At 65.9% G+C, this 15,417-nt stretch carries 1 protein-coding gene; it reads right to left on the bottom strand.

Annotated features, from left to right (window positions below; genetic code table 11):
- Positions 1-234: 234 nt before the first annotated feature.
- On the bottom strand, positions 235-15,357 hold the full coding sequence (locus AC1M14_RS17120; RefSeq protein WP_479730101.1) for a retention module-containing protein: 15,123 nt from the start codon (positions 15,355-15,357) through the stop codon (positions 235-237).
- Positions 15,358-15,417 lie beyond the last annotated feature (60 nt).

Below are 15,417 nucleotides of genomic sequence, written 5' to 3'. Positions count from 1 at the left end.
TTCCAGGATTGATCCACATGGCCAGATGTTAGGGGCGGCGTTCTACGGCCAGCCCGTGTTCGCAGACGATGTCAGGGGTGAATTTGTCCGGTTGTCCTGAATGAAACCTGGTAAAGAAGAACGCCCGGCGCCTGCCTGAGTGCTCAGGCAGGAAGGCCGGGCGCCAACGGATGGTCCGCGCTTGCGGATCATCCGAGGGAAGCGGCCGCGGGCCGCTTCCCGGGTGGGTGCAGCTTAGTGGTCGTTGACGTTCAGCTTCCCCTTCTGGAGCAGGTCGTTGATGATGGTCTGGTTGTCCAGGAGCTGGCCGTTGGTGCCATGCATCAGGTCGACGTTTTCGAGCACGATCTTCTGGTCGGGACCCTGGCCGATTTCGCCCTTGGTGTTGATCTCGATCACCGTGTTCTTGGCGTTGTCCGGGTCCTGCTTGAAGTTCAGGTACTGGCTCAGCGTCGACTGCTTTTCGCCGACCAGCAGATCCCTCAGGTCCAGGATGTCGCCGCCGTCGGCGGGCTTCAGGATCGAGAAGTCCTTGATCGTGTCGACAGCCGGAGCGCCGACCGTGCCCTGGTCGTTCAGCTCCCACTTGAACGTGTCGCTGCCTTCTCCGCCGATCAGGGTGTCGTTGCCCTTGCCGCCGTGCAGGACGTCGTTGCCGTCGCCGCCGTACAGCGTGTCGTGCCCGTCCCCGCCGCGCAGCACGTCATTGCCCGCGCCGCCGTAGAGGAAGTCGTCGCCGGTGCCGCCGGTCAGGGTGTCGGCGCCCGACGTGCCGTAGGTCACGGCATCGACGCGGATCGTGAGGTCGCTGTCACGGTTGTAGGTATAGGCGCTGCCATCCTGATCGTGGCCCTGGATCGTGATGTCGATATTCAGGTCCAGCGCGCCGGTAAAGCCGGCGGACGGCTTGAGCGTCAGCGTGTCGAGGTTCCAGCCCTTGACGTCCACCGAGCCGTTGGCGTCCGTGGCCGTGAAGCTGTGGCCCTGGCCGTCGCTCAGCACGAAGCCGGCCAGCAGGTTCTCGACCATGATGCCGACGACATGCTCGCCGCTGGCCAGCGGCAGGTTGGCCGGGTCGACCTGGATCTGCGACAGCTTGATCTCGGCGTTCACCGGGGCTTCGTTGTAGCCGTAGACCTTGTAGTGGCCATAGCCTTCGGTACCGATCAGGCTGCCGACCTTGAAGCCGGAGTCCTTGGCGGCCAGCTGTTCCTTGGCGGCCTCGAAGCTCGGGAAGAAGGTCAGCGCCTTGCCCGGATCGCTGCTGTTCTCGATCCAGACGTTGAACATGCCCGGGCCGTTCTGGTTATGCAGGAACATATCCAGGGTGTACAGGCCGCTCTCCGTCGGGGTGAAGGTGAAGGTCTTGACCGTGGCATGGTCGCTGCCCCAGCGCAGGTCCACCACCTGGCCGCCCATGTTGCGGTCGCCCAGCACCACGCGCAGGCTGTCGTCGCCCTGGGCGTGCACGGTGTAGGTTTCGCCGGCCTTCAGGTAGATCACGCCGTTGGCGTGGATCGCCGTATTGCCGTTGACGTTGCCCCATTGCGAACGGGCGTCGCCTTGCGGGTCCTTGCCCATCAGGTCCTGGACCAGGTACTGGCTAGGATCGGTGGACTTGCTGCCGGTGAAGCCGGCATCGCCGTACTTGTGGCCGCGGCCCGAACCGATGGGGTCCTTGGAGCGGAAGCCATTGCCGTTCGAGTCGATGTCCATCAACTGCTTGATCAGGGCTTCGAGGTCGTTGGAGTAGGCGCCGTTGCCCTCCGTACCGCCGCTCTTGTCGAGCTTGGTCAGCACGTCGTTCACGTCCTTGTCCGACTTGGACAGATTCCAGCCGCTCTTGGTCGCCCACACCGTCAGGTTAAGGCCCTCGTTGGTCAGGGTCGGCTGCGGCGTCTTCACCGCCACGTCATCGTCGTGAATGGTCGTGGTCGCCGGGTTCTTGTCCGCCAGAATGCCGCGGTCGAAGGCGTTGCCCCCGGTCACGTTGCCCAGCGACAGCGACAGGCCCTTGTTGCCCTCGACCGCATGGTCGTTGACCACGCCCACGGTCACGGTGGCGCTGGACTGCCCACCGCCGATCGTGACGGAGCCGGGCAGGTTGCCGGTGTCCGTATTGCCGGTGGCGTCGCCTTCCCACTGCAGCGCGGCGGTGATGGACTTGCCGTCCGGCACCTTGACTTCGTTGCCGTCCTTGTCGACCAGCATGACGGTGTAGGAGACCGATCCGTCGGCCTCGCTGACGTGGGCCGAGTCGGCCACGACCTTCAGGAAGACGGCCGGCCCGTTGTCGTAGCCATTCAGGTTGATGGTGATATGGCCTTGCTGGCTGTCGCCGTCGGCGTCGGTGACGGTATAGGTGTAGGTCAGCGCCTTGTTGCCGATTTCGAAGTTGTCGTAGGCCTTGCGGCTCATTTCGAACGTGTAGTGGCCGTTGGCGTCGATGGTCAGCTTGCCGTACTCGTTCTCGATGACCGTCGAGCCATCGGCCCGGGTGACGCCGCCGGTCCAGGCCACCGAGCCGGCGCCGTCGGCGCCGTACTGCCAGCCTGCGACGCCGCCGCCTTCGGTGCTGAACAGGTCGCCTTCGACCTTGGGCAGCGGGTCGGTGGACGATACCGTGGCATACAGTTCGAAGGAGTTGGCCTGGCCTTCCTTGGTGTGGATTTCCGTGACCAGCTTGCCGTTGGCGTCCTTGAAGCCCGGGATGTTCAGCACATAGGTGCGGTCGCCGACCTGGAAGGTCTGCTGCAGCGAGGAGTCGGAGATCCGGACGATGTCGTCATCGCGGTAATCGCCATAGTTGTTCGGCGTTTCCGTATGTTCCAGCGTGATCGTGTGGTTGACGACGTGCTCGACGCCATCGATGGTGACGCGCAGCACCACGTTCAGCTCGACCGACTTCAGCGAATTTCCGGTCATCGGGAAGTTGTTGTGCGTGAACGTGCCGATCTTGAAGGTGGTGTCCAGCAGATCGGTGGCGTTGCTGCGCAGTCCCTCGTTGTCCACGAAGGCATAGCCGGAGTACTTCGAGCCCCAGTTGGACGGCTTGCCCCAGGTGATCGCGTCGATTCCGGGATCGCTGTCGTTGTTGGTCTGGCTATTCAGCGAGCCGTTGTTTTCCAGCTTCCAGTTGCTGAAGCCGGATTGCAGGCCGCCGACGCCGATCTCGCTGACCGGCACGCCGACGCTGGACGTCGGGTTCGGGTTGTTGGCCGGCATATCGTCTTCGACGTTGACGGTGATCGTGGCGGTGCTGCTGGCGCCCAGCGCGTCGGTCACCTTCACGCCGATGCCGAACGACTGCACGTCCTCGACGCCCTTGTTCGGGTGGTCGACCGGCGCGTCCAGCTTGACGCTGTAGTTGCCCTGGTTGTCGACGGTGACGGTGATCACGGTCTTGCCGTCGACCGTGCCGGTCAGGGTCTGGTTGCCGTTGGCCAGCGTCCAGGTCACGGGCTTGCCGCCCGACACCAGGACACCGTCGGCCGGAGCCTGCAGGCTGACCGACAGGCCCTGGTTGCCGTTGGCGTCGGAGATCTGCAGCACGCCCGAGTAGGACGTTTCGTTCGACTGGTCGACCGTGCCGTTGGAGTCTTTGATGCCGCCGGCCAGGCCTTCCTCGGAAACCGATACGTGGGCGTCGTGGATCTCGGGAGCGCTGTTCTCCGTGGCCTTGGAGGTCACGGTGAACTCGCCCGTCACCTGGTCGCCGTCGCCATCGGTGCCGGTCACGCCGACGGTGAAGTCCATCGGGCCGGCCGGGACGTTCTCCGTATAGGAACCGGTCGTGAGGAACGACATCTTGACGCCGCCGCCCGCGGTGAACTGGATCGCGTCGAAATGAGACAGCGAGGGGGTGCCGCTTTCCAGCATGTCCTTCGTGATGTGGAGGCTGCCAGTCGATGGGTTCACGTCCAACGAGAAGGTCCTGGACTCGTTGCCGCTCCAGACCGTGACCTGGATCGTGCCCGATCCCTTGACTTCGGCCACGTCCAGGCTGAAGTCCGACAGCGCCTGCTTGAAGTCCATGCGGAAGCTCTCGCCCGCATCGAAGGAGGTGTTGCCGATGCCGAACGAGTTGCCGCCGTCGAACGAATTGGCGTTGAACGTCTTGCCGCCGCCGGCGGTCAGCGTGGCGTAGCCCAGGTCGTAGCTGGTCTGCGGGTTGTTGGTGATGCTGGAGGCCAGGTCGATCGATTCGGTCGTTCCCGGGCGGGCTTCGTGCTGGGTGACCGTATAGCCGCCGGCCGGATTCACCGTGACCGTGAAAATCTTGCTGCCGTCGGGCGAGAAGATGTCGACCGAGGATTGGCCCAGCGTGCTGGTGGTCCAGCCTTCGGGCAGCTTCCCGATGGAGGAGACGACCAGCGTGGCGCCGACGGAATCGGCGCCGGTATTGAACTCCAGCGTGCCTTGCACCGTGGAGCTGGTGTTGTCCATGGTGGTGTTGGTGATGGTGCCGAACTCGGGGCTGTCATCCTCGATATTGACGGTGATGCTGCCGCCGGAGGTGGTGTGGCCGTCGCTGACCACCACGCCGACACCCAGCTGCAGCACGTCCTCGACCGAATTCGTCGGATGATCCACCTGGCCGGACAGGGTGACCGTGTAGTCGCCCGTGTTCGTCACCGTCATGGTGATGACGGGCTTGCCCAGGTAGTCGGTGCCGACCAGGGTGTGGCCGTCGCCGGACAGGGACCAGACGACCGGCCGTCCTTGCGAGTACAGCGCCGTGTCGGCCGGCTTGACCAGCGTCACGGTATGGGCGTCGCCCGAGTCCACGTCGGCAATGATCAGCTTGCCGGAGTAGGTCGCGGCGTCCGTCGTATCGGCAACGCCCTTGTCGTCCTCCAGGCCGAGCGGCAGCCCCTCTTCGGAGATGCTGAGGATGGCGCTGGTGATCGTGGGCGCGTCGTTGGCGCCGTTGATGCTCAGGCTGAGCGTGGCGCTGGATTCATCGCCATCCGCGTCGGTGATGGTGTAGTCCAGCGTGAAGTCCAGCTTGGTGTTCGCGCCCAGCGCCTGGACGGCCGGCTTGCTGTTGTCCAGCGTGAACCGCCAGGTGCCGTCGTTGTTCAGGGTCAGCGTGCCGTACTGCTCGATCTCGGCGCGCTGCGCGTCGGAGACGTTCCAGGTCACGTCCTTGATGGCGTCGGCGCCCTTGGTGTCGTTGTCCACGACGTTGCCGCCCAGGGTGTTGACGGTGGCGTCTTCGGTGACGCTGCCGCCGTCGTCGTCATTGGCCGTGGGTTCGGTGTCGATGATCTGGATGACGAGGTCGCCCGTGGTGGTCTTGCCGGCCACGTCGGTGACGGCGACCTGGAACTCGTCACGCACCTTGTCGTCACCCGCGCTGTGATCGTCGGCGCCGCCCGTCTCCTCGTAGGAGTAGGTGATCTTGCCGGTGGTCGCATCGTAGCCGGTGATGGTCAGGATGCCCTTGTCGGTGGTGATAACCACCGGCGTGTTGTTGGCGCCAGTAACGTCCTGGCCGCCGACGGTCACGCCACGGATGCCGGCCTCGGCCGAGACCGTGACGGAGCCGGTGACGATGTCGCCCGTGCCTTCGATCACGCTGTTGTGCGCACCGGTGACGGTGCCGTCGCTGTCCTCGGGGGTGATGACAGGCGGGCCGTCGGTCTGGCCGTTGATCGTGATGGTGATCACCGCCTCGGCGATGTCGCCATCGGCGTCGGTGATCGTGTAGCGGATGGTCTCGGTCAGCGTGTCGCCGTCGTTCAGGGCCTGGACAGCTTCCAGGCCGTTGTTCAACTGATACGACCAGGTGCCGTCGCCGTTGTCGATCAGCGTGCCGTACTTGGCGTCGGCCGTGTTGATGACGGTGGTGCTGGCGTCCGCGCCCAACGTGTCGTTGGCCAGCACGTTGCCGGTGATCGGGGCGGTCGCGTCTTCCGTGACGGAAGCGACGTCGTCCTCGGCCTTGGGCTCGGTGTCGATGATCTGGATGACGAGGTTGTTATCACGGCTGACGTTGGCCACGTCGGTGACCACGATTTGGAACTCATCACGCACGCTATCGTTGCCTGCACGGTGATCGTCCGCGCCGCCCGTTTCCTCGTAGGAGTACGTGATCTTGCCGGTGGCGGCATCGTAACCGGTGATGGTCAGGATGCCCTTGTCGGTGGTGATGACCACTGGCGTGGTGTTGGCGCCGGTGACGTCCTGGCCGCCGACGGTGACGCCACGGATGCCGGCCTCGGCCGACACCGTGACGGAGCCGGTGACGATGTCGCCGGTGCCTTCGACCACGCTGTTGTGCGCACCGGTGACGGTGCCGTCGCTGTCCTCGGGGGTGATGACAGGCGGGCCATCAGTCTGGCCGTTGATCGTGATGGTGATCACCGCCTCGGCGATGTCGCCATCGGCGTCGGTGATGGTGTAGCGGATGGTCTCGGTCAGCGTATCGCCATCGTTCAGGGCCTGCACAGCCTCCAGGCCGTTGTTCAACTGATACGACCAGGTGCCGTCGCCGTTGTCGATCAGCGTGCCGTACTTGGCGTCGGCCGTGTTGATGACGGTGGTGCTGGCATCGGCGCCCAGCGTGTCGTTGGCCAGCACGTTGCCGGTGATCGGGGCGGTCGCGTCTTCCGTGACGGAAGCGACATCGTCCTCGGCCTTGGGCTCGGTGTCGATGATCTGGATGACGAGGTTGTTATCACGGCTGACGTTGGCCACGTCGGTGACCACGATTTGGAACTCATCACGCACGCTATCGTTGCCTGCACGGTGATCGTCCGCGCCGCCCGTTTCCTCGTAGGAGTACGTGATCTTGCCGGTGGCGGCATCGTAACCGGTGATGGTCAGGATGCCCTTGTCGGTGGTGATGACCACCGGCGTGGTGTTGGCGCCGGTGACGTCCTGGCCGCCGACGGTCACGCCACGGATGCCGGCTTCGGCCGACACCGTGACGGAACCGGTGACGATGTCGCCCGTGCCTTCGATCACACTGTTGTGCGCACCGGTGACGGTGCCGTCGGTGTCCTCGGGGGTGATGACAGGCGGGCCGTCGGTCTGGCCGTTGATCGTGATGGTGATCACGGCCTCGGCGATGTCGCCATCGGCGTCGGTGATGGTGTAGCGGATCGTCTCGGTCAGCGTATCGCCGTCGTTCAGGGCCTGGACAGCCTCCAGGCCGTTGTTCAACTGATACGACCAGGTGCCGTCGCCGTTGTCGATCAGCGTGCCGTACTTGGCGTCGGCCGTGTTGATGACGGTGGTGCTGGCGTCCGCGCCCAGCGTGTCGTTGGCCAGCACGTTGCCGGTGATCGGGGCGGTCGCGTCTTCCGTGACGGAAGCCGTGTCGTCCTCGGCCTTGGGCTCGGTGTCGATGATCTGGATGACGAGGTCGCCCGTGGTGGTCTTGCCTGCCACGTCGGTGACTGCGACCTGGAACAGGTCGCGCACGGCGTTGTCGCCGTCGCTGTGGTCGTCCGCGCCACCGGTCTCCTGGTAGGAGTAGGTGATCTTGCCGGTGGCGGCGTCGTAACCGGTGATGGTCAGGATGCCCTTGTCGGTGGTGATGACGACGGGGGTGTTGTTGGCGCCCGTGACGTCCTGGCCACCGACGGTGACGCCGCGGATGCCGGCTTCGGCCGACACCGTGACCGAACCGGTGACGATGTCGCCCGTGCCTTCGATCACGCTGTTGTGCGCACCGGTGACGGTGCCGTCGGTGTCTTCAGGCGTAATGACCGGCGGGCCGTCGTTCTGGCCGTTGATGGTGATAGTGATCACCGCCTCGGCGATGTCGCCATCGGCGTCGGTGATGGTGTAGCGGATGGTCTCGGTCAGCGTGTCGCCGTCGTTCAGGGCCTGGACGGCTTCCAGGCCGTTGTTCAGCTGATACGACCAGGTACCGTCGCCGTTGTCGATCAGCGTGCCGTACTTGGCGTCGGCCGTGTTGATGACGGTGGTGCTGGCGTCCGCGCCCAGCGTGTCGTTGGCCAGCACGTTGCCGGTGATCGGGGCGGTCGCGTCTTCCGTGACGGAAGCCGTGTCGTCCTCGGCCTTGGGCTCGGTGTCGATGATCTGGATGACGAGGTCGCCCGTGGTGGTCTTGCCTGCCACGTCGGTGACTGCGACCTGGAACAGGTCGCGCACGGCGTTGTCGCCGTCGCTGTGGTCGTCCGCGCCACCGGTCTCCTGGTAGGAGTAGGTGATCTTGCCGGTGGCGGCGTCGTAACCGGTGATGGTCAGGATGCCCTTGTCGGTGGTGATGACGACGGGGGTGTTGTTGGCGCCCGTGACGTCCTGGCCACCGACGGTGACGCCGCGGATGCCGGCTTCGGCCGACACCGTGACCGAACCGGTGACGATGTCGCCCGTGCCTTCGATCACGCTGTTGTGCGCACCGGTGACGGTGCCGTCGGTGTCTTCAGGCGTAATGACCGGCGGGCCGTCGTTCTGGCCGTTGATGGTGATAGTGATCACCGCCTCGGCGATGTCGCCATCGGCGTCGGTGATGGTGTAGCGGATGGTCTCGGTCAGCGTGTCGCCGTCGTTCAGGGCCTGGACGGCTTCCAGGCCGTTGTTCAGCTGATACGACCAGGTACCGTCGCCGTTGTCGATCAGCGTGCCGTACTTGGCGTCGGCCGTGTTGATGACGGTGGTGCTGGTATCGGCGCCCAGCGTGTCGTTGGCCAGCACGTTGCCGGTGATCGGGGCGGTGGCATCTTCCGTGACGGAAGCGACGTCGTCCTCGGCCTTGGGCTCGGTGTCGATGATCTGGATGACGAGGTCGCCCGTGGTGGTCTTGCCGGCCACGTCGGTGACTGCGACCTGGAACAGGTCGCGCACGGCATTGTCGCCGTCGCTGTGGTCGTCGGCTCCACCCGTCTCCTGGTAGGAGTAGGTGATCTTGCCGGTGGCGGCGTCGTAACCGGTGATGGTCAGGATGCCCTTGTCGGTGGTGATAACCACCGGCGTGGTGTTGGCGCCGGTGACGTCCTGGCCGCCGACGGTCACGCCACGGATGCCGGCCTCGGCCGACACTGTGACGGAGCCGGTGACGATGTCGCCCGTGCCTTCGATCACGCTGTTGTGTGCGCCCGTGACGGTGCCGTCGCTGTCTTCAGGCGTGATGACCGGCGGGCCATCGGTCTGGCCGTTGATCGTGATGGTGATTACCGCCTCGGCGATGTCGCCATCGGCGTCGGTGATGGTGTAGCGGATCGTCTCGGTCAGCGTATCGCCGTCATTGAGCGCCTGCACAGCCTCCAGGCCGTTGTTCAGCTGATACGACCAGGTGCCGTCGCCGTTGTCGATCAGTGTGCCGTACTTGGCGTCGGCCGTATTGATGACGGTGGTGCTGGCGTCCGCGCCCAGCGTGTCGTTGGCCAGCACGTTGCCGGTGATCGGGGCGGTGGCGTCTTCCGTGACGGAAGCGACGTCGTCCTCGGCCTTGGGCTCGGTGTCGATGATCTGGATGACGAGGTCGCCCGTGGTGGTCTTGCCGGCCACGTCGGTGACTGCGACCTGGAACAGGTCGCGCACGGCGTTGTCGCCGTCGCTGTGGTCATCGGCTCCACCCGTCTCCTGGTAGGAGTAGGTGATCTTGCCGGTGGCCGCATCGTAACCGGTGATGGTCAGGATGCCCTTGTCGGTGGTGATGACGACGGGGGTGTTGTTGGCGCCGGTGACGTCCTGGCCGCCCACGGTCACTCCACGGATGCCGGCCTCGGCCGACACCGTGACGGAGCCGGTGACGATGTCGCCCGTGCCTTCGATCACACTGTTGTGCGCACCGGTGACGGTGCCGTCGCTGTCCTCGGGGGTGATGACAGGCGGACCGTCGGTCTGGCCGTTGATCGTGATGGTGATCACCGCCTCGGCGATGTCCCCATCGGCGTCGGTGATCGTGTAGCGGATGGTCTCGGTCAGCGTGTCGCCGTCGTTGAGCGCCTGCACAGCTTCCAGGCCGTTGTTCAACTGATACGACCAGGTGCCGTCGCCGTTGTCGATCAGCGTGCCGTACTTGGCGTCGGCCGTGTTGATGACGGTGGTGCTGGCATCGGCGCCCAACGTGTCGTTAGCCAGCACGTTGCCGGTGATCGGGGCGGTGGCATCTTCCGTGACGGAAGCGACGTCGTCCTCGGCCTTGGGCTCGGTGTCGATGATCTGGATGACGAGGTCGCCCGTGGTGGTCTTGCCGGCCACGTCGGTGACTGCGACCTGGAACAGGTCGCGCACGGCGTTGTCGCCGTCGCTGTGGTCGTCGGCTCCACCGGTCTCCTGGTAGGAGTAGGTGATCTTGCCGGTGGCCGCATCGTAACCGGTGATGGTCAGGATGCCCTTGTCGGTGGTGATGACGACGGGGGTGTTGTTGGCGCCCGTGACGTCCTGGCCGCCGACGGTCACGCCACGGATGCCGGCTTCGGCCGACACCGTGACGGAACCGGTGACGATGTCGCCCGTGCCTTCGATCACGCTGTTGTGTGCGCCCGTGACGGTGCCGTCGCTGTCTTCAGGCGTGATGACCGGCGGGCCGTCGTTCTGGCCGTTGATCGTGATGGTGATCACCGCCTCGGCGATGTCGCCATCGGCGTCGGTGATGGTGTAGCGGATGGTCTCGGTCAGCGTATCGCCATCGTTCAGGGCCTGGACAGCCTCCAGGCCGTTGTTCAGCTGATACGACCACGTACCGTCGCCGTTGTCGATCAGCGTGCCGTACTTGGCGTCGGCCGTGTTGATGACGGTGGTGCTGGCATCGGCGCCCAGCGTGTCGTTGGCCAGCACGTTGCCGGTGATCGGGGCGGTGGCATCTTCCGTGACGGAAGCCGTGTCGTCCTCGGCCTTGGGCTCGGTGTCGATGATCTGGATGACGAGGTCGCCGGTGGTGGTCTTGCCTGCCACGTCGGTGACTGCGACCTGGAACAGGTCGCGCACGGCATTGTCGCCGTCGCTGTGGTCGTCGGCTCCACCCGTCTCCTGGTAGGAGTAGGTGATCTTGCCGGTGGCGGCGTCGTAACCGGTGATGGTCAGGATGCCCTTGTCGGTGGTGATGACGACCGGCGTGGTGTTGGCGCCGGTGACGTCCTGGCCGCCCACGGTGACGCCACGGATGCCGGCTTCGGCCGAGACCGTGACGGAACCGGTGACGATGTCGCCGGTGCCTTCGATCACGCTGTTGTGCGCACCGGTGACGGTGCCGTCGCTGTCCTCGGGGGTGATGACAGGCGGGCCGTCGGTCTGGCCGTTGATCGTGATGGTGATCACGGCCTCGGCGATGTCGCCATCGGCGTCGGTGATCGTGTAGCGGATCGTCTCGGTCAGCGTGTCGCCGTCGTTCAGGGCCTGGACGGCTTCCAGGCCGTTGTTCAGCTGATACGACCAGGTGCCGTCGCCGTTGTCGATCAGCGTGCCGTACTTGGCGTCGGCCGTGTTGATGACGGTGGTGCTGGCATCGGCGCCCAACGTGTCGTTGGCCAGCACGTTGCCGGTGATCGGGGCAGTGGCGTCTTCCGTGACGGAAGCGACGTCGTCCTCGGCCTTGGGCTCGGTGTCGATGATCTGGATGACGAGGTCGTTGCTGTTGCTGGCGCCCGCAAGGTCGGTGACGACCACCGGGAAGCTGTCGCGCACGGCGTTGTCGCCGCCGCTGTGGTCGTCCGCGCCGCCCGTTTCCTGGTAGGAGTAGGTGATCTTGCCGGTGGCCGCATCGTAACCGGTGATGGTCAGGATGCCCTTGTCGGTGGTGATGACCACCGGCGTGTTGTTGGCGCCGGTGACGTCCTGGCCGCCGACGGTCACGCCACGGATGCCGGCCTCGGCCGAGACCGTGACGGAACCGGTGACGATGTCGCCGCTGGCTTCGATCACACTGTTGTGCGCGCCGGTGACCGTGCCGTCGGTGTCCTCGGGGGTGATGACGGGCGGGGCGTCGGTCTGGCCGGTGACCGTGACGGTCAGCGTGGCGGTGGTCGTGGCGCCGTCCGCGTCGACGACCGTGTAGGTGATCGAGGTGGTGGCGGTCTGCTGGTCGTTCAGGTACTGGAAGTCGCTGCCCGGGTTGAACGAGTACGAGCCGTCGGCGTTCAGCGTGAAGGTGCCGCCGTGCGAGCCGGCCACCGGCTGGCCGACGCTGGCGTCGTTGTTGTTGACCTGCGAGACCTTGATGGTGTCGCCGTCGGGATCGCTATCGTTGGCCAGTACGCCATTGCTGGCGTCGACGGTGAGCGAGGTTTCTTCGTCGGTCGTGTTCTGGTCGTCGACGGCCTTGGGCGCGGGGTTCTTGATGTCCCATTCGAAGGTCTGGCTGATCTTGGCGCCGGATGCGTCGGTCGCGGTGACGACGATCGTGTAGACGCCGTTGTTGCCGCCCTGCGAGGCCGAGGAGTCGATCTTGCCGGAGATGAGGCCGGTGACGGGGTCCAGCGCCAGGCCCGGCGGCAGGCCGGTGGCGGTGTAGGTGAGGGTGTCGCCCTGGTCCACGTCCTGGAACTGCCTGGCGATGTCGACCGGGGTGATGACGTCGCTGTCGTTGTTGCTCAGGTCGCCCAGAATGACGTCCGGCGTGAGGATCGGGGCGTCGTTGTTGCCGGTGACCGTGATGACCAGGGTGGCGGTGGTCGTGGCCCCGTCCGCATCGACGACCGTATAGGTGATCGAGGTGGTGGCGGTCTGCTGATTGTTCAGGTACTGGAAGTCGCCGCCCGGATTGAACGAGTACGAGCCGTCGGCGTTCAGCGTGAAGGTGCCGCCGTGCGAGCCGGCCACCGGCTGGCCGACGCTGGCGTCGTTGTTGTTGACCTGCGAGACCTTGATGGTGTCGCCGTCGGGATCGCTATCGTTGGCCAGCACGCCATTGCTGGCGTCGACGGTGAGCGAGGTTTCTTCGTCGGTCGTGTTCTGGTCGTCGACGGCCTTGGGCGCGGGGTTCTTGATGTCCCATTCGAAGGTCTGGCTGATCTTGGCGCCGGACGCGTCGGTCGCGGTGACGACGATCGTGTAGACGCCGTTGTTGCCGCCCTGCGAGGCCGAGGAGTCGATCTTGCCGGAGATGAGGCCGGTGACGGGGTCCAGCGCCAGGCCCGGCGGCAGGCCGGTGGCGGTGTAGGTGAGGGTGTCGCCCTGGTCCACGTCCTGGAACTGCCTGGCGATGTCGACCGGGGTGATGACGTCGCTGTCGTTGTTGCTCAGGTCGCCCAGGATGACGTCCGGCGTGAGAATCGGGGCGTCGTTGCTGCCGGTGACCGTGATGACCAGCGTGGCCTTGTCCGTGGCGCCCTGGGCGTCGGTCACGGTGTAGGTGATGGAGGTGGTCGCCGTCTGGCCGTCGCCCAGGCGCTGGAAGTCCGCGCCCGGATTGAAGGTGTAGGTGCCGTCGGCGTTCAGCGTGAAGGTGCCGCCGTTGGAGCCGGCCACGGGCTGGCCCACGCCGGCTTCCTTGCCGTTGACCTGCGAGACCGAGAGCGCGTCGCCGTCCGGATCGCGGTCGTTGCCGAGCACGCCTTCGGTGCGGTGGTCGACGACCAGGACGGTGTCTTCCTGGGTGCGGCCGGCGTCATCGAGGGCGATCGGCTCGGGGTTGCCGATGGTCCAGACGAAGGTCTGCGAGACCGAGGCGCCCGATTTGTCGGTGGCGGTCACGGTGATCAGGTACTCGCCCTTGACGCCGGTGTTGGTGTGGTCGGAGGCCCAGTTGGCCAGCGTGCCGGAGAAGGTGCCGGTGGCGGTGTCGAAGGTGAGGCCGCCGGGCACGTGGTCGACGGAGTAGGTCAGCGCGTCGCCATTGTCGATATCGCTGAAATAGCCGGACAGGTCATAGCTGACCGTGTCGCCGTCCATGTTGTCGCGGTTGTCCAGCGCGATCGCCACGGGCGCATCGTTGGTGCCGGTGATCTCGACCGTCAGGGTGGCCGTGCTGGTGCCGCCTTCGCCGTCCGAAACCAGGTAGGTGATGGAGCTGCTGGTCTTCTCGCCGGCCGCCAGGTTCTGGAAGTCCGAGCCGGGGTTGAAGGTGTACGAGCCGTCGGCGTTCAGCGTGAACGTGCCGCCGCCCGAGCCGGTGACGACGCTGCCCACGCCTGCGGCGCTGCCGTTGACTGCGGTGACGGTCAGCGTGTCGCCGTCCGGGTCGTTGTCGTTGGACAGCACGCCGTTCGCGGCGTCGACGCTCAGGGTGGTGTCTTCGTCGGTCTGGCCGGCGTCATCCAGGGCGGTGGGCGCGGGGTTGGTCACGTCCCAGTCGAAGGACTGCGAGGTGGTGGCGCCGGAGGGGGCGGTGGCGGTCACGGTGACCGTGTAGACGCCGTTGTTGCCGCCCTGCGAGGCCGAGTGGTCGATGGTGCCGGTGATCACGCCCGTGTTGGGATCGATGCTCAGTCCGGGCGGCAGGCCGTTGGCGGTGTAGGTCAGCTTGTCGCTGGTGTCCGGGTCGGAGAAGTAGCCGGAGACGTCGTAGCTCACGCCGGTCTGGGCGTCGACGCCGCTGGTGCCGGAGATGGCGGTCGACACCGGGCCTTCGTTGCTGCCGGTGATCGTGATGACCACGTTGGCGGTGGAGGTGGCGCCGCTGGGGTCCGTGATGACGTACGAAATCGTGGTGGTGGTGGTTTCGCCTTCGGCCAGGTGGGTGTAGTTGCCGCCCGGGTTGAAGACGTAGCTGCCGTCGGGCTGGATGGTGAAGGTGCCGCCGTTGCTGCCGTTGACGGTGATGCCGCCCGGGGTCATGGGACGGCCGCTGATCGAGACGATGGCCAGCGGGTCGCCGTCGGGATCGGAGTCGTTGAGCAGCAGGTTGCCGCGCACCAGGCTGTCCTGGCCGCCGCGGCCGGCGTCGTCGAGCGCGTTGGGCGCGTTATTGACGGTGGTGGGGGTGACGGTCGCTTCTTCGTCGTCGCCGCGCGAGCCCAGGCCCGACAGGCGGGGCAGCACGTCGTTGGCGCGGGCAGGATTGGGGTAGGCCAGGTCCAGCGGAGAGGTGGTTTCGAGGATGCGGGCCAGGCGCACGAAGCTGCTGCCGCCGTTATCGCCGCCGCCGGCCACCACGGCCGCGGTGGGATCGAGTTCGTCGAACGGGTCGCGGCCGTCGCGCAGGGCGGCCAGCAGGCGGTCGGAATCGGTGCCGCTGGGCGGGGCCACCGCGGCTTCCGAGGGATCGGCCAGCGGGCCGCCCATGTCGCCGTTCATCGCCACTTCGCGGCCTTCGCCGATCACGATCGGCATGCCGTCGCCCACCTGAAGCGAAACCGTGGCGCCCGAGGCCGTGACGACCTCGCTGCCGGCGGGCACTTTGCTGCCCTGGTGCAGTTCGGTCAGGGAACCATCGCTATTGCGTATCCAGGCGCGACCGGTGATTTCGTTGACGACTGCAGGGGTAGTGTTGGCCATGTTGGTTCCGTTTCAGGGAGTTATCCAAGATGACCAGATACTAGGTCGCGCCGGCGGCGC

The organism is Achromobacter sp. SX5 (assembly GCF_056711425.1).
Note: the sequence above shows the minus strand (reverse complement) of the source record. Positions and strands in the feature narration are given on the sequence as shown.